Origin of the sequence: Streptomyces sp. NBC_00631, assembly GCF_045206895.1 — a bacterium.
Classification (GTDB): domain Bacteria; phylum Actinomycetota; class Actinomycetes; order Streptomycetales; family Streptomycetaceae; genus Streptomyces.
This window is the reverse complement of sequence record NZ_CP107734.1, coordinates 10,185,914-10,207,236: the sequence shown is the minus strand read 5'-3', so window position 1 is coordinate 10,207,236 and position 21,323 is coordinate 10,185,914. Positions and strand designations below refer to the sequence as shown.

Sequence of the window (21,323 nt, the reverse complement as noted above, 5' to 3'; positions counted from 1 at the left end):
CCCTTGGAGGAAGCCGTGAGCCGCACACGTCTGGCGGGCCGAACCGTCGTCGTCACCGGAGCCGCGCAGGGCCAGGGCGCCGCGGAGGCGGCCGCGGCCGCCCGGGAGGGCGCCACGGTGATCGCGACCGATGTGCTGGACGAGGCCGGCGAGAAGCTCGCCGCGGCCCTGCGCGCCGACGGCCTCGATGTCCGGTACGTCCACCTGGACGTGACCTCGCCGGACGACTGGGCGTCCCTGGCCGCCTCCCTGGACGTCGTGCACGGCCTGGTGAACAACGCGGGCATCCCGATGCGGGCCCGGCTCGGTCACGTCGAACTCGCCGACTGGAACCGGGCGTTCGCCGTGAACACCACCGGCGCCCTGCTCGGCATCCAGGCCCTCGCCCCGAGGATGCCGGCCGGCTCCTCGATCGTGAACGTCGGCTCGGTCGCCGGGCTGACCGCGCACCACGCGGTGGCGTACACGGCCAGCAAGTGGGCGCTGCGGGGCCTGTCCAAGGTGGCGGCCCTGGAGCTGGCTCCGCGCGGCATCCGGACGAACGTCATCCACCCCGGCTACATCGAGACCCCGCTGATGGCCACCGCCAACCCGGTTTTCGTCGCCGCCCACCTCGCCATGACCCCCCAGGGCCGCCCGGGCACGGTCGACGAGGTGGCACCGCTGGTCGTCTATCTCCTCTCCGACGAAGCCGCGTACGTCAACGGCGCGGAGATCACCGTCGACGGCGGCTACGCCGCGCACGGCCCGGTGAAGGCGATCACCAACGCCCTCGACCAGGACTGATCGTCAGTCCTTGAGCTGCTCCAGAGTGGACTTGGTGTCGGTCTTCAGCCAGCCGGTCACGTCGTCGAGGCTGGGCGGGTCGGTGTCGCTGTCGTAGGAGGAGAAGTACGCGCTGTAGTACATGGTGAACGTCATCCACCCGTCCCGGACCGCGAGGGTGGCGTATCGCGAGCCGCTGGTGGTGGAGCCGTTGCTGGTGTCCTGGGTGACCAGGTAGGCCTCGTCGCCGATGCCCTGCACGGGTGTCACGTCGTAGTCGGTGTGGCTGTCGCCGTAGTTCTTCCAGGTGGCCGTGAACTCCGGTGCCGGGTCGGTCTTCCTGTGCAGGTCGAGCTGGAGGGAGAGGTAGGCGTCGCCGTAGCTGGAGCTGGTCTTCTTGAGACTGAGGCTGCAGGAACTCTCGTCCAGCGCCGGGTCCTTCATCGAGTTCTTCGTCGGAGCCGAGTCGTCCACGGGGTACTCGTCCTTGAACGACGAGTAGTCCGCGCTGGAGCAGAGGTTCGCGGGTGCCCGGTAGCCGCGCAGGTCGGCGCCGGTCCCGAAACCCCCGGTCAGGAAGAGTCCGGCCGCCCAGCCGGCGGAGGCGACCACCGCGCCCACGACGGCCCACAGCACGGCTCTCCCGGCCGCGTTCCGGCCGGTCGGCGATGCCGCGGCCGGCGGCGGGTACCCGTAACCGGGCTGCGTGGCATAGGGGTTGGGCTGCTGAGGCGGGGCTGGCTGGGTGTAGGGGTTCTGCGGGAGTGGCGACTGCGGGTTCGGATACGGGTAGGCGGTCGGCTGCGGCGGGACCGCGAGCGGCTGCTGCCCGGGCGGCGGCGGGGCGGGAGACGGTGCGGCGGGAGACTGTGGAGCCATCGGCTCAGGGGTGGACTCGGGCTGCTGCGGTGGCGTGGACATGTCGTGAAGATAAGGCATAACCAGACACCAAGTCCTGTGACAGTCACGACCGTTATGGATTGCGGACATTCGTGACAACCCCGGGCTGACGTGCCGTCAGGTTTTTGCGCCGCTGCCAGGGGAACCTCGGTCCGGCATATTGCCCGCCCTGGGAGACCATGCCACGATCGGACAAATATTCGCCCAGATGGCATGGGGGTGTTCATGAAACGGACACGACGCCTGGTGGCTCGTCTGGTGGGCAGGAAGCGGGTCAGCGGACGCTACCCGTACTGGCCCTACCAACTGCGGTAGCCCGACCCCGCTCCCTTCAGGGCCACGTCCACCGGAAACAGTGGAAGAACACCGGTCGCAGGATCCCGCACGAGGGGTCCTGCGATCTGCTGGGGGAGGCCGGATGGCACAACGCGAAGCGCTCGGACGGCCGCCGGGCCCGCGCGGGCACTGGCTGACGGGCAACACCCGTGCGTACGAGGCGGACCGGATCGGATTCCTGCGCCGCTGCCACCGCGAGTACGGAGACGTCTTCTCCTACGACGAGCAGACGGTGTTCGTGATCGACCCGGATCTCACCCATGACGTCCTCGCGCGCACCGGCAACGGCTTCGTGACCGAGCTGGCGCCCTTCGACATGCGGCGGGACCTCGACGAGGCCACCGCACAGGCCACCGCGTGGATGTCCGCACGCCGTGCCACGTGGCCGGGGCTCAATCACGCGGCGGCGGCCGCTTCCGACGACCGGACCGTCGAGATCCTCGACGCGGTGACGGCCGAGGGGGCCGGCCGTGAGGTGGACGTGCTCACCACGATGCGAGCGTTCACCGCGCAGGCGATGGCCGAGTACTGCTTCGGCGCGGATGCCGCCGAGGTCCCCGGCCTGCTGCACGAGCTCATCCGCGCCACCCAGCCGTTCACGGAGTCGTCCTACGAGTTCCCCGCGTGGCTGCCGATCCCTCGCCACCGCCACTTCTTCCACGCCTCCCGGCGCCTGACCGACGCGCTCACCGGGATGGTCCGGCAGCGGCGCGCGTCGAACGCGGCGGAGCCCCGCGGCGACCTGCTCGGGTTCCTGCTGGCCGTCGATCCGGCCATGCCCGACGACACCGTGACGTCGACGCTCCACAGCATCCTCATGGGCGGCCACGGGGTGCCCGCCGCCGCGCTCACCTCCGTCGTGTGGGAACTCGCGCTCCGGCCCCGGCTCGCCGTTGATCTGCGCGCCGAGGCGAACGGACCGGCGAGCGGCGCCGCCCCCTCGTCGTCGGCCCCGTTGACGGCGGCACGGCTCCCGCTGGCCGAGGCGGTGGTCCGGGAGACGCTCCGCCTGTATCCGCCCGCGTGGCTGATGACCCGCACCGCCCGCACCGCGACGACGCTCGGCGACTGGTCGCTCGGTCCCGGAGACGACGTGCTTCTCAACGCCTACCTGATCCACCGGGATCCCCGGTGGTGGCAGCGGCCCGACGAGTTCGACCCCACCCGGTGGCTGGACGGGCGGCCGGCGCCCGGTCCGGCCTACCTCCCGTTCGGTGCCGGGCCTCGGGTCTGCCTGGGTTCGGCCCTGGCCATGCGACAGCTCACGCTGGCCACTTCGCGGCTCGCGCAACGTTTCGCCATCGAGTCGCCGAACGCCTCCTCGGTGGCTCCGGAGTTCATGGGCAGACTCGCACCAGCGGGCCTCAGGGCCCGTTTCTCGTCGCGCCCGCAGTAGCCGGCGCAGCCGCCCGCGGCCGGCGCGCACGTGAAGGCCGGGGCGTGGGCCCCGGCCTTCACGGTGTGCTGCGGATCAGGCGGATGCCGGCTGCACCGGCACCTGGGCCGCCGCTCGTGCGGTGTTCTTGCGGACCAGCAGCAGGGTGACCAGCGCGCCGAGCAGCGAGGCGCAGCCGCAGATCACCACGCCCAGGGCCATGCCGTGCGCGAGGGCGTCCTGCGCCGCGGCCCTGGCGCCGCCGCTGCCCGCGTTGACCACCGCGAGCGGTCCGGCCGCGGCCTCCATGCCGGCGTCGGCGCCGCTCAGCTTGCCGACCAGCGCGGAGGAGGCCGCGCTCATCGCGATGGTGCTGATCACGGCCGGGCCGAGGCCCTGCCCGAACTCCCGGACCAGGCTGGTGGCGCCGCTCGCCATGCCGGTCATCTCGATCGGCACCGCGTTCACGGCGGCCGAGGTCAGCGAGGAGACCACACAGATGAAGCCGACGCCGAGCAGCAGCACCGGGCCGATGAAGGCCGCCAGCGAGGTGGTGGTGATGGGCAGCGCGGCGATCCAGAACTGGCCGGCGGCCATCGGCAGCAGACCGCCCATCAGCAGCCAGCGCGGTTCGACGCGGGTGAGCATCCTGCTGAGCACCGGCGCCAGGAGCAGCGGGATCAACTGGAGGATCACGAAGGGCAGGCCGGCGCGCAGGGCGCTGAGGTGCATCACCGCGCCGAGCCGGATGGAGACGCAGTAGGCGGTGCCGATGAAACCGAACATGCCGGTCAGCGCGACCACCGCGGCCGCCGCGAACGACGGGATCCTCAGCAGCTCCAGGTTGAACATCGGTGAGGTGGCGCGCCGCTCCGCCATCACGAAGCCGGCCAGCGCCACCGCGGCGAGCGTCAGCGCGAAGACGATCGAGGGGCTGCTCCAGCCGCGGTCACCGCCCTCGATGATGCCCCACAGCAGGGCGGTGAGGCCCACGGCGATGCTGATCTGGCCCGGCCAGTCCAGGGCACGGCCCTCGGGCGCCTTGGAGTCGGTGACCAGCGCCCAGCAGGCGATGCCGACCGCGAGGCCGAGGACGACCGGCGGCACGAACGCCCAGCGGAAGTCGGCGACCGTGGCCAGGATGCCGGAGGAGAGCGGGCCCACGGCGGAGGCGAGGGAGATGCTCAGCGCCCAGATGGAGACGGCCTTGGCACGGTCCTTCTCCCCGGGCGTCGCCGCCGCGATCACGGCGAGGGAGCTCGGGAACAGCGCGGCGGCGCCGACGCCCGCGAGGGCCTGGCCGATCCAGAGCATGGTGATGTTCTGGGAGGTGGCGTTGAGGAGTTCGCCGGCCGCCAGCACGAATCCGCCGAGGACCAGCAGCCGCTTACGGCCGAACAGGTCGCCCACCACACCGAAATTCAGTTCCAGAATCGCGGTGGGCAGAATGAACGCGGAGGTGACCCAGGCGACCTGCGATCCGGAGGCTCCGAACGCGCTCTGGATTTCCCCGTTGATGGGCGAGGGGACGGTAATGCACAGCTGCGCGGCGGCAACTGCCAGACAACAGGCTATGAGCGTGCCCACGTCCAGTCTTTTCACAGCGTTTGTCATTCCCTGCTCCATCTCACGGGTTAACGGTGGTGCCGCGCTCTTCGGCTTCGGCGAGTTCGCCGTGCTCGCCGAGTTCGCCGCGCTCTATGAGTTCGATGAGATTTCCCTCGGGATCCTTGACCCAGGCCATCCGCACCCCGGGTTCGGGGGACGGACCCGGGGCGAGGACCTCGTCCGCCCCGAGAGCCGTCAACGCGGCGTACACGGGGTCGAGTTCGGGGGTGGTGACCGCGAAGTGCCCGTACCCCTCGGTGAGGACGGCGGTCATCGGGTCCGGCGCCCTCAGGCCGGGCGCGGACCCGGGCCTGGCGAGCAGTTCGAGTCGCCAGCCGTGCGGGTGTTCCAGGACGACACCGGCCAGACCGGGACCGTCGAGTCGGAACTCGAAGACGGTCTTCAGGCCGAAGGCCGTCCGGTACCAGGCAAGTTGGGCGGGCAGGTCGCGTACGTTGACGCCCACGTGGTCGAGTCGTGCGTGCATCCGCGCTCAGCCCGCCATCGCGCTGTCGCCGCCGTCGACCATGAGGTTGGCGCCGTTGACGAAGGCCGCCTCGTCGGAGCAGAGGAAGGCCGCCGCGCGGGCGATGTCCTCGGGCTGTCCGACCCTGCCCACCGGGATCCGCGCCTCCAGCTGCGCCTTCGGACCGTCGGGGTCGTCGAGGAAGGACGCGGTGGCCGCGGTGCGGGTCATGCCGGGGGCGATGGTGTTGACGCGGATGCGGTGCGGGGCACCGGCGGCGCACAGGTGCTTGCTCATCGCGAGGACCCCGCCCTTGGCTGCGCCGTGCGGCACCATCGGCATGAACGGCGCGCCCCGCACGGCGGCCACGGAGGCGACGTTCAGGACGGCGCCGCCACCGCGTGCGACCATGTGCGGCCAGGCCGCCCGTGTACAGAAGTACGGGATGTCCAGCTCGTTCCTGATGGTGAAGTACCAGTCCTCGGCGGGCATCGTCTCGAAGGGGCCGTTCCGCAGGGCGGAGGCGTTGTTGTAGAGGATGTCGATCCCGCCGAATTCGGCGATCCCGGCCTCGATCCACTCCCGCGCCCCGGCCTCGGTGGAAAGGTCGACCGGCGCCAGTGAACGCATGACACCGCCGGCGTTCTCGACGAGTTCCACGGTTTCCGCGGCGCTCTTCTCGTCGATGTCGCAGCCGAATACCGTGGCGCCCTCGGCCGCGAACACCTGTGCCGCGGCCCGGCCTATTCCGGCCCCCGTTCCACTGATGAAAGCGATTTTTCCGGCCAGTCGACCCATGATTGCCAAGTCCCTTGTCCCAAGCCGCCGAAGTGCGGTGGTGGCAGCGTAGGTAGGGCCTATGGCGAGAACAAGAAATGCGTCAGCGAAACGCCATCGGGGGTTCGTATGGCTGGTATGCGCCTCAGCCGCCGACGGCGCCGGTCATGCCTCGGACGGTGGCGAAGGTCCGCAGCGGCCGGCCCGCCGGGATGCACCGCCACGCCCCAGACGCCACCGGGGCGGACCACCGGCGGGAATATCGGTGGCCGGTGTCAGGTTGACGATGCCGGAACCCCGGGTATAGTGCGATCAGCACGTGTGAGCGCCCCGCTACGGGCGCCGAGTGCCGGTTCCACTCCTCCAGCCGTATCGCCCGTCGCTTCCCGACCGGCTCACCGGCTTCTCAGCACCACCTCGTGTCCTGGGCCTTTCCCGTCGTTCCCGAGGTGCCGTTCCCTGCCGCACGGGGGCTGTGCACACGCCCTCCCGCTCGCGGCCCACTCCCCCCTTCACTCATGTCTTCCGTCCGCGAAAGGACCACCTCTCATGACCACCACACTCGAACCCCCAGTACAGCAGCAGGACCGGGCCGCGACCCGGCCCGTCACCGGTGTCCTCGACATCGACGCGGGCGGGAAGGGCCGGCTGCGGGCCCCGGACTGCCTGCCCTCCCCCGCCGACTCGCAGGTCTCGCCGGCGCTGATCCGCCGTCACGGCCTGCGCAAGGGCGACCTCGTCGAGGGCGTCCACGGCGACCGGCGCACGCTGACGGACGTCACCCGCGTCAACGGCCGTACGCCCGAGGAGCTGCGCGGCCGCCGTCACTTCCGTGATCTGACGCCGCTGAACCCGCACGAGCGGATCCGCCTCGAACATCCCGCAGCCGGGCTCGCCGGACGGGTCGCCGACCTGTTCGCGCCGGTCGGCAAGGGGCAGCGCGGGCTGATCGTCGCCCCGCCGAAGACCGGCAAGACCGTGCTGCTCCAGCAGTTCGCGGCAGCCGTCGCCGGCAACCACCCGGAGTGCCGTCTGATGGTGCTGCTGCTCGACGAGCGCCCGGAGGAGGTCACCGACATGCGGCGCTCGGTGCGTGGCGAGGTGTACGCCTCCACCTTCGACCGGCCCGCCAAGGAGCACATCGCCCTCGCCGAACTCGTGGTCGAGCGCGCCAAGCGGCTCGTCGAGGACGGCCAGGACGTCGTCATCCTCCTGGACTCCCTGACCCGGCTGTGCCGGGCCCACAACAACGCGGCCGCCTCCAACGGCCGTACCCTCAGCGGCGGTGTCGACGCCGGCGCGCTGCTCGGCCCCAAGCGGTTCTTCGGTGCCGCCCGCAAGGCCGAGGAGGGCGGCTCGCTCACCATCCTGGCCACCGTCCTGGTGGACACCGGCTCCCGGGCCGACGGCTACTTCTTCGAGGAGCTGAAGAGCACCGGCAACATGGAGCTGCGCCTGGACCGCGAACTGGCCTCCCGGCGGGTCTTCCCCGCCCTGGACATCGCCCCCTCCGGCACCCGCCGCGAGGAACTCCTGCTGCCCCCGGCCGAGTTGACCGCCGTACGCGGGCTGCGCCGGGCCCTGCAGAGCCGCGAGGGCACCCCGGGCGGCGGCCTGGAGACGCTGCTGGAGCGGATGCGGGAGACCCCGGACAACGCGACCTTCCTGCGTCGCGTGCAGCCGACCCTGCCCGCGGGCTGACGGCGGGACACCGGGCCCCGGGAGCTCGCCCCTCCGGCGGGCCGCGACCACGGCCGGACGTGCGGCATCCGGGTTGCTGAGGGCGCCCGACCGGCCCTGGCAGCGCGCCGGACACCGCCCCCATTCCTACGTTGATCATATGACGATCGGATTCCCTGACCGATTCCCTCGGCGAGCGGCGGTGACGACCTGCTCCGTCTGCCTGGCGGGCCTGCTGGCGCTGACGCCCGGCACGGCCGCCGCCGGCACCGCGGCGCTGGACCCGGCCCCGCCCCCGAGGGCGGTGGTGCCCGGCCCGTCGCTGCTCTACCACTCCGGCACACAGGTGCGGCCGCACCCAGGGGCCCCGGAGCTCCCGGACCTCTCCGCGCTCTCCTGGCTGGTCGCCGACGCGGGCACCGGGCAGGTGCTGGCGGCCAGCCACGCCCACCGCAGACTCCCGCCGGCCAGCACGCTGAAGACCCTGTTCGCGCTCACCGTGCTGCCCGTCCTGCCCGCGGGCCTCCAGCACCGCGTGACGGCCGCGGAACTGGCGGACGTCGCCGAGGGCAGCAGCCTGGTCGGCGTCGAGGAGGGACACACCTACCGGGTGGCCGACCTGTGGCGCGGGGTCTTCCTCAGCTCCGGCAACGACGCCGTGCACGTCCTCGCCGCACTCGACGGGGGCTGGAGCCGCACCGCCACCCGGATGCAGGCCAACGCCCGGGCCCTGGGCGCCCTCGACACCCACGTCGAGTCCCCCGACGGCTACGACGCACCGGGGCAGGTCTCCTCCGCGTTCGACCTGGCCGTGTTCGGGCGGGAGGGGCTGCGCAACCCCGACTTCGCGCGGTACTGCTCCACCGCCGAGGCCCGCTTCCCGGACGGCGCCGGCTGGTCGTTCGGCATCGAGAACACCAACCGGCTGCTGACCGGCGAGGACGGGGTGGGGCGCTACCCCGGCCTGATCGGGATCAAGAACGGCTACACCAGCAACGCCGGCAATACCCTCGTCGCCGCCGCCCGGCGCGGCGGACGCACCCTCGTCGTCACGGTGATGAACCCGCAGGACGGCGGGGTGTACGACGAGGCACGTCAGCTGCTCGACTGGGGTTTCGAGGCGGCCGGACGGGTCGACCCGGTGGGCTCGCTGGACGGTCTGCGGGCCAGGCCCCGGCCAAGCCCGGGTCCCAGCACCGTACCGATGGCCGCGGCCACGGCACCCGAGGACGACTCCGGCTGGCCGGAGACCGCCGTCGTCGCGGTTCTCGCGGTGCTCGGCGCGGGCGCCGTCACGCTGGCGATGCGGCTCAGGGGCGAGCGCTCCGGACGGGACTGACCGACCGGCAGGCCCAGCAGCAGTCCCAGCGTGATCCAGGTGTAGAGGTTGCTGCCGAGGAACCCGTCGATGCCGGACGCGTCGTCGAACCACAGCCAGACCACGCTGGTGCACATCACCGCGTAGAGGGCGCCCGCGATCCGCGGGTGCCCGGCGCGGGCCAGCAGCGCGAACGACGGCAGCACCCACACCAGGTGGTGCACCCAGGTGATCGGGCTGACCAGGCAGGCCGCGAGACCGGTGAGCGCGAAGGCGGACGTCCAGTCGCCCACCGCGACGGCCCGGCGGGTCCGCCACGCCCACACGGCCAGCGTCAGCAGCACCACGATCGCCCACAGCGGCTTGTCCGGATGGCCGAGCCGGGCCAGCACGCCCTGCAGCGACTGGTTGGAGACGTAGTCGAGCCGGCCGACCCTGCTGGTGTCCCAGAGCGCGTGCGTCCAGTAGAAACGGGAGGCCTTCGGGTCGGCCCAGGCCGCGAGAGCGGTCGCGGCGAGCGCCACGGCCGTGGCGACGCCGGCCGCCCGCCACTTACGGCCGATCAGCAGCATGCCGATGAACAGCGCCGGCGTCAGTTTGATCGCGGCGGCGAGCCCGACGCCGACCCCGGCCCAGCGGCCCCGCCCGCTGCGCAGCAGACAGCAGTCCCCGAGGACCAGGGCGAGCAGGATCAGGTTCACCTGGCCGAAGCTGAAGGTGTCCCGCAACGGCTCGAACAGCGCCAGCGCGCACAGGACCAGCGCCCACCGGTACCAGCCCCGGCGCCGCCACCCCGGCCCGGCCAGGATGCGCAGCACGAACGCCAGCGCGGCCAGGTTCAGCAGCAGCGAGGCCACGATGGCCAGATGCAGCCCCACCAGCGCCATGGGCAGCATGCCGACGGCGGCGAACGGCGGATAGGTGAAGCCGTACGTCGTCCCGGGCACCCGGTAGTCGTAGATCCGCCCGCCGTGATGCACCCACGTGTGCACCGTGCCGTAGTACACGCGCAGGTCGAACCAGTCGCGCAGCAGCGGCACGGTGGCCGTGAACACGGTCACGGCGGTGACGAGTCCCAGGACGAGCAGCAGTCTCCCCCGGTCGGTCCGCGGTCGCATCGGGCCCCTCATGCCGTACGCCCCACGGCCGGGGCCTGCGCGGCCTGGTGGGCCTGCCACAGCACGACCACGCCGAGCACCCCGCCGGAGACGGCGAGGACCAGCTGGCCGATGTCCGCCGGGCCGCCGCTGGGCAGCACGGCGAGGGCGAGCACGCCGGTGACGGCCGCCACCCGGTGCCGTACCGAGGTGCTGGGTGCCGCGGCCGCTATCAGGAACAGGCCCCAGATGGCGTACCAGGGGCGGATCGCCGGCCCGAAGGCGGCGACCGCGGCCAGGCTCAGGCCGAGGGCGTAGACCGGGCGGGGCCGCAGCCGGACCCATATCAGCAGCACGGTCACGGCGGTGAGCGCCAGCCCGAGCAGATGCCAGGCCGGGACGGCGAGTGGTGCCAGACCACTGCCGAGGTGTTGGAGGAGCGCGCCGGTGGCCCGGCCGAGCAGGCTGCTGAGCGCCCAGTTGTGCGGGGAGACGGGCGTGTCGAGCGCCCTGATCCACCCGTACCCCGTCCCGGCGACGGCGGTCGCCACCACCGTCGTCGCTCCGGACGCGAGCACCGTCGTCAGGGTGGCCCGTACCGGACTGCGGCCCTTGCGCGCCTGAACGACGACGACCGCGAGCAGCCCGAGCGCGGCGGGTGCCTTCACCAGCGCCGCGAGGGTGACCAGTACGGCTCCCAGGGCCGGCCAGCGGCCGAGCGCCGCGACCAGGCCGAGGCCGAGCAGACCGAGCATGATCGCGTCGTTGTGGGCGCCCGCGACCAGGTGCAGCAGGACCAGCGGGTTCAGGGCGCCGAGCCAGAGCGCGGCGGCCGGGTCGGCGCCGCTGTGCCGGGCGAGCCGGGGCAGCGCGGCCGCCATCAGGCCGACGCCGAGCAGGGCGACCAGCCGCATCCCGAAGAGCCCCGCCGGGAGTTCACCCCGGGTCAGCCCGGACAGCAGCGAGGCCACGCCCATGAAGGCGGGGCCGTACGGGGCGGCGGTGTTCTGCCACACCGGCGCGACCTCGTCGGCCAGCGGGCCGCCGAGCTGGGCGGGTCCCGACGTGTAGACGTCCATGTGCGCGTCGACCATCGCGCCCTGCGCGAGGTAGCTGTACACGTCCCGGCTGAACAGCGGCGGCGCCAGCAGCAGCGGGGCCGCCCAGACGGCGAGGACCAGCAGCAGCTGCCGCGGGGTGGGCGGCTGCGTGCCGCGCACGAGGCGGCCGAGCAACAGCCACGCGGCTATCAGCAGCACGACGCCGAAGTAGACCCCGACCAGGCCGAACGCCGCCTGCACGGAGCTGGGTGCGAGCAGATCCTCCACGGGCAGGGCGCCGGCTGTCTCCCCTCCCAGGGCGAGGAAGGCGGTGCCGGCCAGGCCGAGTACCTGGCAGCGGCGTAGATCGACGGGGAAAGCCATGGCCAACACTGGGTCAGCGTGGCAAGGGCGGGTGGCCGGGAGACGACAGCGCCATTTCTTGGGAGCGGCCTGGTTGTTACCTGTGCGTGCGGGTGCGTTGCCGGGTGCGGGTGGGCGGGGGTTGAGCGCGCAGTTCCCCGCGCCCCTGAAGGGGCGCTCCAGCCGCGGCGAGGAAAAGAATCGGTCTCTAGAACACCGACAGACCCGTGAGTGTCGTGAATCTGTCCAGGGCCGCCACCCCCGCCACCGAGTTGCCCCTCTCGTCCAGGCCCGGGCTCCACACACAGATGGCGCACCGCCCCGGGACCACGGCGATGATCCCGCCGCCGACCCCGCTCTTGCCCGGCAGGCCCACCCGGTAGGCGAAGTCGCCCGCCGCGTCGTACGTGCCGCAGGTCAGCATCACCGCGTTGACCTGCTTGGCCTGGCTTCTGGTCAGCAGGCGGGTGCCGTCGGCGCGGATGCCGTGGCGGGCCAGGAAGGTGGTGGCGAGGGCGAGGTCGGCGCAGGAGGCGGCGACGGAGCACTGGCGGAAGTACTGGTCGAGGAGGACCGGGATGTCGTTGTCGATGTTGCCGTAGGAGGCCATGAAGTGGGCCAGGGCGGCGTTGCGGTCGCCGTGCTGGGACTCGGAGGCGGCGACCTCCTTGTCGAAGTCCAGGGAGGCGTTGCCGCTCTCGGCGCGCAGGAAGGCCAGCAGTTCGCCGGCCGCGTCGCCGGTACGGGTCTGGAGGCGGTCGGTGACGACGAGGGCGCCCGCGTTGATGAAGGGGTTGCGCGGGATGCCGTGCTCGTACTCCAGCTGGACCAGGGAGTTGAAGGGGTTGCCGGAGGGCTCGCGGCCGACGTGTTCCCAGAGTTCGTCGCCCTCGCGGGCGAGGTCCAGGGCGAGGGTGAAGACCTTGGTGATGGACTGCGTGGAGAACGGCTGCCGCCAGTCGCCGACCCCGTAGACCGTGCCGTCCAGCTCGGCCACGGCCATGCCGAAGCTGCGGGGATCGCAGGCGGCGAGCGCCGGGATGTAGTCGGCGGGACGGCCGCGCCCCGGCGTACGCCCTGTTTCCTCGGCGATGCGCTCCAGGACCGGCAGGAAGGCGTGGGACGACGTCGTTGTCATGATCACCATTGTGCCTCCGGGCCGGTCCTGGTGCGGCACCACAGGTCAGGCGAGGGGCGAGCCGTTGCCGGCGACGACCTCGGGGCGCAGCAGTCCGGCGAGCCGCTCGGCCGGCAGCAGGCCCTTCTCCAGGACGAGTTCGGCGACACCGCGGCCGGTGACGAGGGCCTCCTTGGCGATGTCGGTGGCCGCCGTGTACCCGATGTACGGGTTGAGGGCGGTGACCAGTCCGATGGAGTTCTCGACCGTCGCGCGCAGCACCTCGGTGTTGGCGGTGATGCCGTCCACGCATCGCTCGGCCAGCGTCAGGCAGGCGTTCCGCAGGTGCGTGATGCTCTCCGACAGGGAGTGCAGGATGATCGGCTCGAACGCGTTGAGCTGGAGCTGCCCGCCCTCGGCGGCCATGGTGATGGCGACGTCGTTGCCGATGACCTCGAAGGCGACCTGGTTGACGACCTCGGGGATCACCGGGTTGACCTTGCCCGGCATGATCGACGAACCGGCCTGCACGGGCGGCAGGTTGATCTCGCCGAGCCCCGCACGCGGCCCGGACGACAGCAGCCGCAGGTCGTTGCAGCTCTTGGAGAGCTTGACCGCGATCCGCTTGAGCACGCCGGACATCTGGACGAACGCCCCGCAGTCCTGGGTCGCCTCGACCAGGTTGGCGGCGGTGACCAGGGGCAGCCCGGTGATCTCGGCAAGGTGCCGGCGGGCCGACTCGGCGTATCCGGCGGGCGCGTTGAGGCCGGTCCCGATCGCCGTGGCACCGAGGTTGATCTCGTGGATCAGCTCCACGGCCTCGGCGAGCCGGCTGCGGTCCTCGTCCAGCATGACGGCGAAGGTGGAGAACTCCTGCCCGAGCGTCATGGGAACCGCGTCCTGCAACTGCGTACGGCCCATCTTCAGCACGTCACGGAACTCGACGGCCTTGCGCCCGAAGGAGTCCTGCAGCACGGCCATCGCCCGCAGCAGCCCGCGCACCGCGAACACGGTCGCGATCTTGACGGCGGTCGGGTAGACGTCGTTGGTCGACTGACCGAGGTTGACGTCCTCGTTGGGGTGCAGGTACGCGTACTGGCCCTTCTCGTGCCCGAGCAGCTCCAGCGCCCGGTTCGCCACGACCTCGTTGGCGTTCATGTTCGTCGACGTGCCGGCACCGCCCTGGATGACGTCGACGACGAACTGGTCGTGCAGCTTGCCGCCGCGGATCTCCCGGCAGGCGGCGACGATGGCGGCGGCCTTCTCGGGTGCCAGCAGCCCGAGTTCCTCGTTGGCGAGGGCGGCGGCCTCCTTGACGGCGGCGAGGGCGTCGATCAGATGCGGGTAGGCGGAGATCGGCATGCCGGTGATCGGGAAGTTCTCCGTGGCCCGCAGGGTGTGCACACCCCAGTAGGCGTCGACGGGCACGTCACGGTCGCCGAGCAGATCGTGTTCGCTGCGAGTGGTCATGGGTCTTCTTCCAGGAGAGTGAGGGTGAAGCGCCCCGTAAGGGGCGCGGGGCGCTGTTGACATGCGGCTACCGCCGCGCGGGCGCGACCGGCCACACCCGGCCCGCAGCCGCCCGACGACAAAACGGCCCGCCCCACTAGGCGCAAGCCGCAACCGGCTCCAGCGAACGAACGGGCCGCACGAACCCGACCGGACGCCCACCGCCGAGAAGCGGCTCACCTGCGAAGTCGGTCAGCAGCGCCGGATCAACCCCGGCCCGCTCCAACGCCGCGGCCGCCACCGGGATCCGCGCCCGGTTCGCCCCGTCGGCGATCTTGACGGCCATGGCCCGCCCGTCCGGCAGCGCCGCGACCTCGACGCCCTCGAAGCCGTCCTTGGCCAGCAGCCCCGGCACGGCCGCCATCAGCGCGGCCACATCACGCCCCGCGCCGGACGCCATCTCCGCGTGCTCCCGCATCGCGTCGGCGACCCGCGCCTCGGGCGTGCCCGGCGCGGCGGACACGATCCGCGACACCGCGCGGGCCAGCCCGTGCAGGGAGATGGAGAACAGCGGCGCACCGCAGCCGTCCACGGTCGTACGCGCGATCCGCTGCCCGGTCAGGTCCTCGACGATCTCGGCGATCGCCTGCTGGAGCGGATGGGCAGGGTCGAGGTAGTCGTCCAGCGACCAGCCGTTCAGCTTTGCGGTCCACAGCATCGCCGCATGCTTGCCGGAGCAGTTCTGCGTGAGCCTCGACGGCAGCCGGCCCTCCCGCACCCAGGTGTCCCGCACGACCGGGTCGTACGGCATGTCGGGCACGTTGCGCAGGTCGTCCTCCGTCAGTCCGGCGAGGTCGAGGATGCGCCGGGTGCCGGCGAGGTGCCGCTCCTCGCCGGAGTGGCTGGCGGCGGCCAGTGAGAGCAGAGCGCCGTCGAGGGGCAGCCCGGCCCGCAGCATGGCCACGGCCTGCACGGGCTTGAGGGCCGAGCGCGGGTAGAACGCGGCCTCGATGTCGCCGAGCTGGAACTGGACCCGGCCGCCGGCGTCGAGGACGACGACGGAACCGTAGTGGATGCCCTCGACGACCCCGCCGCGGATGAGGTGGGCGACGGGGGCGTGGAGGGGTTCACGGACGATGGGTGCGTCCGCGGGGGAACTGCTGTACATCACTTCCTGGTCTCAGGTGAGTCGGGACGGACCCGGGCGCGGTTCACGCGCCGGTTCCGGTGGACGAGCGCGCGAGGCGGCCGCGGATGGCGTACCAGCCGGCGACCAGCGCGGCGACGATCAGCGGCAGGCACAGCACGGTGGTGCGTCCGGCGCCGCCGTCGGCGTACATCAGGACCAGGACGGAGGCGAGGAACGCCAGCGTCACGATCTCGGTCCAGGGGGAGCCCGGCATTCGGTAGCCGGGTCGGGTGAGTTCGCCGTTCTGGGTCTTCCGCCAGAAGAGCAGGTGGCAGAGCATGATCATGCCCCAGGTGGCGAGGATGCCGATCGCCGCGAAGTTGAGGACGATCTCGAACGCGTCGGCGGGGACGACGAAGTTGAGGCCCACGCCGAGCACGCAGATACCGCTGGTGAGCAGGATGCCGCCGTACGGCACCTGGGTACGGCTCATCTTGGCGGTGAACTTGGGGGCCGAGCCGTTGACTGCCATGGAGCGCAGGATGCGGCCGGTGGAGTAGAGGCCGGAGTTGAGCGAGGACATGGCCGCGGTGAGGACGACGAGGTTCATGACGCCGCCGGCCGCCGGGACGCCGATGTGCGAGAGCACGGTGACGAAGGGGCTCTGTCCCGCCGTGTACCTGTTCCAGGGCAGCAGCATCGAGAGGAGGACGACCGAGCCGACGTAGAAGAGGCCGACGCGCCACATGATCGAGTTGATCGCCTTCGGCATGATCTTCTCGGGGTTCTCGGTCTCGCCCGCCGCGACACCGACCAGCTCCACCGAGGCGTAGGCGAAGACGACGCCCTGGATGATCAGCAGCATCGGCAGCAGGCCGTTGGGGAAGACGCCGCCGTTGTCGGCGATCAGGGACGGGCCGGGGGTCGCGCCGTCGACCGGGTGCTGGGTGACCAGCAGGAAGATGCCGATGACCATGAAGATCACCAGGGCGCTGACCTTGACGATCGCGAACCAGAACTCCAGTTCGCCGAAGATCTTCACTGAGATCAGGTTCACGGTGAGGACCACGGCGAGGGCGATCAGGGCGATGACCCACTGGGGTATGTCGGAGAACATCCCCCAGTAGTGGGTGTAGGTGGCGACCGCGGTGATGTCGGCGATGCCGGTGGTGGCCCAGTTCAGGAAGTACATCCAGCCGGCCGTGTACGCGCCCTTCTCGCCCATGAACTCCCGGGCGTACGAGACGAAGGCGCCGGAGGACGGGCGGTACAGGACGAGTTCGCCGAGGGCGCGGACGACGAGGAACGCGAAGACTCCGCAGACCGCGTACGCGACGAAGAGGGAGGGGCCGGCGTCGGCGAGGCGGCCGCCGGCGCCGAGGAAGAGGCCGGTGCCGATGGCGCCGCCGATGGCGATCATGTTGACGTGCCGGTGCTTCAGCGACTTGCTGTAGCCGTGGTCGCCGGCGTCGACGTGACGGGACGAGGGGCGCGTCTCGTCTTTGAGGTGCTGTTCGCTCACGCCTCGGTTCCGCCTTCCTGGTGCTGGTCCGTGCGCGCGGGGCGCACGATGTGGGTGAGGGTCGTCTCGACGCGGTCGAGGTGGTGGCTCATGGCGTCCACGGCGTCGAGTTCGGAACCGTCCATCAGCGCTTCGACGATGGCCCGGTGCTCCCGGTTGGACTGCTCGCGGCGGCCGCCCAGTTCGTTGAGGAAGGCCGACTGACGCGCCAGTGCGTCCCGGATCTCCTCGATGACCCGGCGGAAGACCGGGTTCTGGGCGGCCTCGGCGACGGCCAGGTGGAAGAGGGTGTCCATCGCGACCCACGCGGTGGTGTCCGTCTCCCGCTCCATGCGGTCGAGCAGATGGGCCAGGTGGTCCAGGTTCTCCGGGGTGCGGCGCAGCGCCGCGTACCCGGCGACCGGGATCTCGATGTGCCGGCGCACTTCGAGCAGGTCGCTGGCCGCGTAGTCGCCGAAGGTGGGGTCCTCGACGGCGCTGGCGACCACGAAGGTGCCCTTGCCGGTCTTGGAGACGGTCAGGCCCATGGTCTGCAGGGCCCGCAGGGCCTCGCGCAGGACGGGCCTGCTGATCTCCAGGGTGCGGCAGAGCTCCGCCTCGGAGGGGAGCTTGTCGCCGACGGCGTACTCGCCGCGCTCGATGGCGGCGCGCAGGTGGGCCAGTACCGCCTCCATGGCGCTCACGCGCCGCGGGGGCTGTCCGGCTGTCGGGCTGTCTGACAGGTTCACGGATGAGATGTTCCGGGTTGCGGGACGAGGCTGTCAAGGTGTCGCGAAAGGAAACGTTCACGGGGTGCGACACCTTCCTGCATGCGCAGGCGTCGCACCCCGTGGCGGAGCGGTGACCGGAGGGCGCGGAGCGGCCCGGCCGCTCAGGCGTCGATGGTTCCGGCGGCGAGCAGGCCGAAGAGAGCCAGGCCGATGACGATGCGGTAGATCACGAACGCGTTGAAGGAGTGCTTGGCGACGAACTTCAGCAGCCAGGCGATGGACGCGTAGGCGACGACGAAGGAGACGATCGTGCCGACGGCGAGCGGTGCGGCGCCGACGCCCGCACCCAGGGCGTCCTTGAGCTCGTAGAGACCGGCGCCGGTCAGGGCCGGGATGCCGAGGAAGAAGGAGAGCCGGGTGGCGGCGACGCGGTCGAGGTCCAGGATGAGCGCGGTGGACATGGTGGCACCGGAGCGGGAGAAGCCGGGGAAGAGCAGGGCGAGGATCTGCGAGCAGCCGACCAGCATCGCGTCCTTGAAGGAGGTGTCGTCCTCACCGCGCTTGTGGCGGCCCATCTGGTCCGCGCACCACATCACGACGGAGCCGACGATCAGCGAGCCGCCGACCACCCAGAGGGAGCCGAGCGGTCCGTCGATCAGCGGCTTCGCGGCGAGGCCCACCAGGACGATCGGGATGGTCGAGTAGATGACCCACCACGCGAACTTGTAGTCGTGGTGGTACCGCTCCTGCTTGTTCGTGAGGCCCCGGAACCAGGCGGAGACGATCCGCTTGATGTCCTTGAAGAAGTACACGAGCACGGCGGCGATGGCGCCCACCTGGATGACGGCGGAGAACCCGACGACGGACTTGTCGTCGACGGGGATGTGCATGAGCCCCTCGGTGATCTTGAGGTGACCGGTGGAGGACACCGGGAGGAACTCCGTCACCCCCTCGACGACACCGAGGACGACGGCTTGACCGACGGAGATGGCGCTCATGGGATCCAGTTCTGCAGAGTTTGGTCGACAGTGCTGTAGACAGTGTTACAGCGCGCAGGTGTGAAGCAAGTCCTAGGCCCAGACGGCCTGGGAGATCGCCACTCCGGCGAAGGCCGCCGCGAGTCCGGCGACGAGACTCGCGACGACGTTGGCCGCAGCGTAGAGCCCCGCGCCGGTCTCGGTCAGCCGGAGGGTCTCGTAGGAGAACGTCGAGTACGTCGTGAGCGCCCCGCACAGGCCGGTGCCGAGCAGCAGCTGGAGGTGCGGGCTCGCGGCGCCCGCCGACGCCGCGCCGGTCAGGAGGCCCAGGATCAGGCAGCCGGTGACGTTCACCACGAAGGTGCCCCAGGGGAAGACGGAGTCGTGCCGGGCCTGGACGGCGCGGTCGGTGAGGTAGCGCAGCGGAGCCCCGACGGCGGCACCGAGGACGACCAACAGCCAGTTCACAACGAGTTCTTACCTTCCGCGTCCGGTTCGCCCGTGTTGTCTGCGCGGCCGACGTACCTGATGACCTCGCAGTCGTCCAAGGTCACGAGGCCTTCGGTCACCAGTTCGTCGAGCTGGGGCAGGAACGCCCGGATCCGCTCCTCCGTGTCCACGACCACGACCGCCACCGGCAGGTCCTCGCTCAGCGACAGCAGCCGGGAGGTGTGGATACGGGAGGAGGCGCCGAAGCCCTCGATGCCCCGGAAGACGCTGGCCCCGGCGAGCCCGGCCGTGTGGGCACGGTGCACGATCTCCGTGTACAGGGGCTTGTGGTGCCAGATGTCGTCCTCGCCGATGTAGACGGTCAGGCGCAGGGCGCGGCCGGTCAGTCTCGTCATCGCTGCCTCCGGGTGAGGACACGGCGGGTCACGGCGGCCGCGCACCACACCGCCGCGAGCGCCGCGCACAGCGTCCCGGCGAGATAGACCAGCCCGACGGCGGGCCGGCCGTGGTCGACCAGTTTCTGGATGTCGACGGTGTAGGTGGAGAAGGTGGTGAAGCCGCCGAGGACGCCGGTGCCGAAGAAGGGCCGGACCAGCCGGTGCGCGGGGAGTCCCTCGGTGATCAGGACCAGGAACGCGCCGATCACCGCGCAGCCGATGACGTTCGCCCAGAAGGTCGCCCAGGGGAATCCCCCGGCGGCCGTGGGCAGGGCCAGGGCCAGGGCGTAGCGGGCCACGGCGCCGATCGCGCCGCCGGCGGCGACCACCGCGACGACCGGGGCGTGCCCGCGCCACTCGGACCGTCGCCGAGCAGTCGGCTGGACGCGGAGGCTCTCGGCTTCCGGGGCTGTCATGGTCGTACGTCTCCTGTTCGGCACCGCCCCTGACGGGTGCCCCAGGGTACCGCCGGGCGTACCCGGCGGTCACTTCGCGGCGGGTGCCGCGCAGACCGCGACGCCGGGCTCCCACACGCTGCCGACGACCAGGTGGCGGCCGGTCCGGCAGACGCTGGTGGCCATGCGGAAGCCGGAGCGCTGCCGGGCCAGGTGGTGGACGACGCGGCCGTGGTCGTCGAGCGCCATGACGGCGAGGGCGCCGACCGGGCGGTAGGGGGCGTGCACGGCGGCACGCGCGGCCGCCCGGCGGACGGCGAGCGGGGTGCGGTGAAGGACGTCGAGCGGGGGGTTGCGCGGACCGGCGAGGGCGACCCAGGTGAGATCGCCGTCGCGCCACATGTTGTCGGGCATGCCGGGGAGCTCGGCGAAGAACTCGGCGCGGCCGGCCCGCGGGCCCGTGAGCCAGTAGCGGGTCAGCCGGTACGCGCCGGTCTCGGCGACGATCAGAAACGTGCCGTCGCCGCTCACGGCCAGCCCGTTGGCGAACTGCAGCCCGTCGCAGGCCACTTCGGCCGTGCGCGCGCCCGGTGCGAGGCGCAGCAGGCGGCCGGTGCCGCTGTGCTCGACGATGTCTCCGATCCACTGGGCGAGGGGGAAACGGCGGCTGGCGGCGGTGAAGTACACGGTGCCGTCGGGCAGGGCGACCACGTTGCTCGCGAATCCCAGCGGCTCTCCCTCGACCGTGTCGGCGAGGACATGGACGGCGCCGTCGGCGAGGCCGACCCGCAGCAGGCCGCGTTCCGCGTCGCAGACCAGCAGATCGCCGTCCGGGAGGAGGTCGAGCCCGAGCGGGCGGCCGCCGGTCCGGGCGAGTGTCCGGACCCGGGCGGTGTCCGGATCGCCGAGGCCGTCCAGGCGGAGGATCCGGCCGTCCTCGACGCCGGTGAGCACCCGGCCGTCGGGATCCGTGACCACGTCCTCCGGGCCCCGGCCGCCGACGGCGACGTAGTGGAGGGGGACGAGGCGCGCAGGTCGGTCCATGGGTCCCATGGTGGCAGGCCGAACCGGTCTCACCAGCCTTTCTCGAACATCCGGGCCACCTCGGCGATCCGGATCTCGTCGCGCCGGTAGTAGACGCGGTACCGGATGCGCTTGGTGCGGAGCAGGCCGAGGCGGGCCAGCAGACCCAGATGGGTGCCGGCGACCCTGCGGGAGACCCCGAGCTTGGCGGCGACGGCCCGGACCGTGACGCCGTCCTCGGCGAGGTCGGCATGGCGCTGGGGCGGGAAGTGGGCCGCCGGATCCTTGAGCCAGTCCAGAATGTCCAGGCGGCTTGCGCTCGTGGCGTTCCTCAGCATCCGACCGGCCTCCGTCCCTGCCTCCTCGCAGTCTGTCTTCCCACTGTCCCG

At 71.6% G+C, this 21,323-nt stretch carries 20 protein-coding genes and 1 pseudogene; 4 read left to right on the top strand and 17 right to left on the bottom strand.

Annotation, left to right across the window (positions count from 1 at the left end; translation table 11 throughout):
* Window positions 1-15: 15 nt before the first annotated feature.
* Entirely contained in the window at window positions 16-786 is a 771-nt protein-coding gene (locus tag OHB00_RS45970) for an SDR family NAD(P)-dependent oxidoreductase (RefSeq protein WP_406444253.1), read from the top strand.
* Between the two features lie 3 nt (window positions 787-789).
* Here OHB00_RS45970 and OHB00_RS45965 read toward each other — a convergent pair whose 3' ends face one another.
* Window positions 790-1,686, bottom strand: coding sequence for a hypothetical protein (locus OHB00_RS45965; protein ID WP_406444252.1), 897 nt, complete (start codon window positions 1,684-1,686; stop codon window positions 790-792).
* Window positions 1,687-2,083: 397 nt separating this feature from the next.
* Between OHB00_RS45965 and OHB00_RS45960 the strand changes: the two genes are divergently transcribed.
* On the top strand, window positions 2,084-3,397 hold the full coding sequence (locus OHB00_RS45960) for a cytochrome P450 (protein WP_406444250.1): 1,314 nt from the start codon (window positions 2,084-2,086) through the stop codon (window positions 3,395-3,397).
* A 75-nt stretch (window positions 3,398-3,472) separates the two neighbouring features.
* Here OHB00_RS45960 and OHB00_RS45955 read toward each other — a convergent pair whose 3' ends face one another.
* From OHB00_RS45955 to OHB00_RS45945, 3 genes are read right to left on the bottom strand one after another with little or no spacing between them, the layout of a single operon-like run.
* Window positions 3,473-4,990 carry an MFS transporter gene (locus OHB00_RS45955; protein ID WP_406444248.1) on the bottom strand — a complete coding sequence of 506 codons (1,518 nt, stop codon included), beginning with the start codon at window positions 4,988-4,990 and terminating at the stop codon, window positions 3,473-3,475.
* 13 nt (window positions 4,991-5,003) lie between these two features.
* Window positions 5,004-5,471, bottom strand: coding sequence for a VOC family protein (locus OHB00_RS45950; protein WP_406444246.1), 468 nt, complete (start codon window positions 5,469-5,471; stop codon window positions 5,004-5,006).
* 6 nt (window positions 5,472-5,477) lie between these two features.
* Window positions 5,478-6,248, bottom strand: coding sequence for an SDR family NAD(P)-dependent oxidoreductase (locus tag OHB00_RS45945; protein ID WP_406444245.1), 771 nt, complete (start codon window positions 6,246-6,248; stop codon window positions 5,478-5,480).
* Between the two features lie 528 nt (window positions 6,249-6,776).
* On the opposite strand from OHB00_RS45945, the gene rho reads away from it, so the two are divergent.
* A complete protein-coding gene (gene rho, locus OHB00_RS45940) occupies window positions 6,777-7,928 on the top strand; it encodes a transcription termination factor Rho (protein WP_406444243.1) in 1,152 nt (383 codons plus the stop codon).
* Between the two features lie 139 nt (window positions 7,929-8,067).
* Window positions 8,068-8,913 (top strand): annotated as a pseudogene (locus OHB00_RS45935) (D-alanyl-D-alanine carboxypeptidase family protein); the annotation flags it as partial.
* Between the two features lie 89 nt (window positions 8,914-9,002).
* Here OHB00_RS45935 and OHB00_RS45930 read toward each other — a convergent pair.
* The 13 genes from OHB00_RS45930 to OHB00_RS45870 all read right to left on the bottom strand — a co-directional run bounded on the left by OHB00_RS45930 (window position 9,003) and on the right by OHB00_RS45870 (window position 21,272).
* Window positions 9,003-10,343, bottom strand: a complete 1,341-nt coding sequence (locus tag OHB00_RS45930) for a glycosyltransferase 87 family protein (RefSeq protein ID WP_406444241.1) — start codon at window positions 10,341-10,343, stop codon at window positions 9,003-9,005.
* A gap of 8 nt (window positions 10,344-10,351) precedes the next feature.
* Window positions 10,352-11,746 (bottom strand): polyprenol phosphomannose-dependent alpha 1,6 mannosyltransferase MptB, encoded by a 1,395-nt coding sequence (gene mptB / locus OHB00_RS45925; protein WP_406444239.1) that lies wholly within the window; start codon window positions 11,744-11,746, stop codon window positions 10,352-10,354.
* Between the two features lie 187 nt (window positions 11,747-11,933).
* A complete protein-coding gene (locus tag OHB00_RS45920) occupies window positions 11,934-12,872 on the bottom strand; it encodes a glutaminase (protein WP_406444237.1) in 939 nt (312 codons plus the stop codon).
* Window positions 12,873-12,908: 36 nt separating this feature from the next.
* A complete protein-coding gene (gene aspA, locus OHB00_RS45915; RefSeq protein ID WP_406444235.1) occupies window positions 12,909-14,312 on the bottom strand; it encodes an aspartate ammonia-lyase in 1,404 nt (467 codons plus the stop codon).
* Between the two features lie 136 nt (window positions 14,313-14,448).
* Window positions 14,449-15,459 carry an asparaginase gene (locus OHB00_RS45910; protein WP_406444233.1) on the bottom strand — a complete coding sequence of 337 codons (1,011 nt, stop codon included), beginning with the start codon at window positions 15,457-15,459 and terminating at the stop codon, window positions 14,449-14,451.
* Window positions 15,460-15,502: 43 nt separating this feature from the next.
* Window positions 15,503-16,942 (bottom strand): amino acid permease, encoded by a 1,440-nt coding sequence (locus OHB00_RS45905; RefSeq protein ID WP_406444232.1) that lies wholly within the window; start codon window positions 16,940-16,942, stop codon window positions 15,503-15,505.
* A complete protein-coding gene (locus OHB00_RS45900) occupies window positions 16,939-17,616 on the bottom strand; it encodes a FadR/GntR family transcriptional regulator (protein ID WP_406446293.1) in 678 nt (225 codons plus the stop codon). Before OHB00_RS45900 ends, OHB00_RS45905 begins: the two co-directional genes overlap by 4 nt.
* 197 nt (window positions 17,617-17,813) lie before the next feature.
* A complete protein-coding gene (locus tag OHB00_RS45895; RefSeq protein ID WP_406444231.1) occupies window positions 17,814-18,650 on the bottom strand; it encodes an undecaprenyl-diphosphate phosphatase in 837 nt (278 codons plus the stop codon).
* 72 nt (window positions 18,651-18,722) lie between these two features.
* Window positions 18,723-19,097 carry a fluoride efflux transporter CrcB gene (gene crcB, locus OHB00_RS45890; RefSeq protein WP_406444229.1) on the bottom strand — a complete coding sequence of 125 codons (375 nt, stop codon included), beginning with the start codon at window positions 19,095-19,097 and terminating at the stop codon, window positions 18,723-18,725.
* Window positions 19,094-19,474, bottom strand: coding sequence for a DUF190 domain-containing protein (locus tag OHB00_RS45885; protein ID WP_406444227.1), 381 nt, complete (start codon window positions 19,472-19,474; stop codon window positions 19,094-19,096). Before OHB00_RS45885 ends, crcB (OHB00_RS45890) begins: the two co-directional genes overlap by 4 nt.
* The gene (gene crcB / locus OHB00_RS45880; protein ID WP_406444225.1) at window positions 19,471-19,932 is read right to left on the bottom strand and encodes a fluoride efflux transporter CrcB; all 462 of its coding nucleotides are present in this window, start codon (window positions 19,930-19,932) and stop codon (window positions 19,471-19,473) included. The genes OHB00_RS45885 and crcB (OHB00_RS45880) overlap by 4 nt, the downstream gene beginning before the upstream one ends.
* Window positions 19,933-20,001: 69 nt before the next feature.
* On the bottom strand, window positions 20,002-20,955 hold the full coding sequence (locus OHB00_RS45875) for an SMP-30/gluconolactonase/LRE family protein (RefSeq protein ID WP_406444223.1): 954 nt from the start codon (window positions 20,953-20,955) through the stop codon (window positions 20,002-20,004).
* A gap of 29 nt (window positions 20,956-20,984) precedes the next feature.
* Entirely contained in the window at window positions 20,985-21,272 is a 288-nt protein-coding gene (locus OHB00_RS45870; RefSeq protein ID WP_406444221.1) for an ArsR family transcriptional regulator, read from the bottom strand.
* Window positions 21,273-21,323: the final 51 nt, after the last annotated feature.

Excerpts from the sequence above, each read along its gene's own strand:
- OHB00_RS45965 (WP_406444252.1), bottom strand. The coding sequence starts at position 1,686 with ATGTCCACGCCACCGCAGCAGCCCGAGTCCACCCCTGAGCCGATGGCT.
- OHB00_RS45960 (WP_406444250.1), top strand. The coding sequence starts at position 2,084 with ATGGCACAACGCGAAGCGCTCGGACGGCCGCCGGGCCCGCGCGGGCAC.
- OHB00_RS45955 (WP_406444248.1), bottom strand. The coding sequence starts at position 4,990 with ATGACAAACGCTGTGAAAAGACTGGACGTGGGCACGCTCATAGCCTGT.
- OHB00_RS45950 (WP_406444246.1), bottom strand. The coding sequence starts at position 5,471 with ATGCACGCACGACTCGACCACGTGGGCGTCAACGTACGCGACCTGCCC.
- OHB00_RS45945 (WP_406444245.1), bottom strand. The coding sequence starts at position 6,248 with ATGGGTCGACTGGCCGGAAAAATCGCTTTCATCAGTGGAACGGGGGCC.
- rho (WP_406444243.1), top strand. The coding sequence starts at position 6,777 with ATGACCACCACACTCGAACCCCCAGTACAGCAGCAGGACCGGGCCGCG.
- OHB00_RS45930 (WP_406444241.1), bottom strand. The coding sequence starts at position 10,343 with ATGCGACCGCGGACCGACCGGGGGAGACTGCTGCTCGTCCTGGGACTC.
- mptB (WP_406444239.1), bottom strand. The coding sequence starts at position 11,746 with ATGGCTTTCCCCGTCGATCTACGCCGCTGCCAGGTACTCGGCCTGGCC.
- OHB00_RS45920 (WP_406444237.1), bottom strand. The coding sequence starts at position 12,872 with ATGGTGATCATGACAACGACGTCGTCCCACGCCTTCCTGCCGGTCCTG.
- aspA (WP_406444235.1), bottom strand. The coding sequence starts at position 14,312 with ATGACCACTCGCAGCGAACACGATCTGCTCGGCGACCGTGACGTGCCC.
- OHB00_RS45910 (WP_406444233.1), bottom strand. The coding sequence starts at position 15,459 with ATGTACAGCAGTTCCCCCGCGGACGCACCCATCGTCCGTGAACCCCTC.
- OHB00_RS45900 (WP_406446293.1), bottom strand. The coding sequence starts at position 17,616 with ATGGAGGCGGTACTGGCCCACCTGCGCGCCGCCATCGAGCGCGGCGAG.
- OHB00_RS45895 (WP_406444231.1), bottom strand. The coding sequence starts at position 18,650 with ATGAGCGCCATCTCCGTCGGTCAAGCCGTCGTCCTCGGTGTCGTCGAG.
- OHB00_RS45885 (WP_406444227.1), bottom strand. The coding sequence starts at position 19,474 with ATGACGAGACTGACCGGCCGCGCCCTGCGCCTGACCGTCTACATCGGC.
- crcB (WP_406444225.1), bottom strand. The coding sequence starts at position 19,932 with ATGACAGCCCCGGAAGCCGAGAGCCTCCGCGTCCAGCCGACTGCTCGG.
- OHB00_RS45875 (WP_406444223.1), bottom strand. The coding sequence starts at position 20,955 with ATGGACCGACCTGCGCGCCTCGTCCCCCTCCACTACGTCGCCGTCGGC.
- OHB00_RS45870 (WP_406444221.1), bottom strand. The coding sequence starts at position 21,272 with ATGCTGAGGAACGCCACGAGCGCAAGCCGCCTGGACATTCTGGACTGG.